The sequence below is a fragment of the Paenibacillus sp. OT2-17 genome (genome assembly GCF_009827695.1).
GTDB lineage: Bacteria > Bacillota > Bacilli > Paenibacillales > Paenibacillaceae > Paenibacillus > Paenibacillus polymyxa_B.
Window position 1 is genome coordinate 1 of the sequence record NZ_WUDQ01000991.1, and the last position, 707, is coordinate 707.

General features: G+C 45.4%; 1 protein-coding gene. It reads left to right on the plus strand.

Translation table 11 applies throughout. The features are described 5' to 3' along the window. Nucleotides 1-52: 52 nt before the first annotated feature. Nucleotides 53-707 (plus strand): biotin synthase BioB (gene bioB / locus GRP75_RS28655; RefSeq protein ID WP_160791078.1); only part of this gene is annotated, 655 nt, incomplete at its 3' end.

Below are 707 nucleotides of genomic sequence, written 5' to 3' on the forward strand. Positions count from 1 at the left end.
GCTGAAAATCTTATCCATTTACATGATCATTAAATTTTGGGAGGCAAGAAGTATGAATTTACTAAACAAGGTTATAGAATGGGACTCGTTGGCTGAAAAAGCAATACAAGGCAGCCGTGTATCGCTGGAAGAAGGCATAGCGGTACTGGAAGCCGACGATGAAGAATTATTACCGATTATGCAAGCTTCATTTCGGGTGCGGCATCATTTTTATGAAAAAAAAGTAAAGTTCAACATGATCATCAATGCCAAAAGTGGCCTATGCCCGGAGGATTGCGGTTATTGCTCACAATCTATCGTATCCACGGCGCCTGTGAGCAAGTACAGTATGTTGGACAAGGAATCACTGTTGGCTGGAGCTAGGGAAGCAGTAGCGCGGAGAGCAGGGACCTATTGCATCGTAGCTTCCGGCAAAGGTCCAACAGATCGAGAACTGGATCAGGTGATTGAGGCAGTACAAGAAATTAATCGCACGATGCCGCTCAAAATTTGCGCCTGCTTAGGGATTCTTAAGGGAGATCAGGCACGGCGGTTGGCAGAGGCTGGGGTACATCGATACAATCATAATTTAAATACAAGTAAGGCCAACTATCCCTCGATTACAACCACACATACATACGATCAACGCGTCGAAACTGTGAAAATGGCTCAATCTCACGGAATGTCTCCATGCTCTGGCGTTATTATCGGGATGGGGGAAACGAATG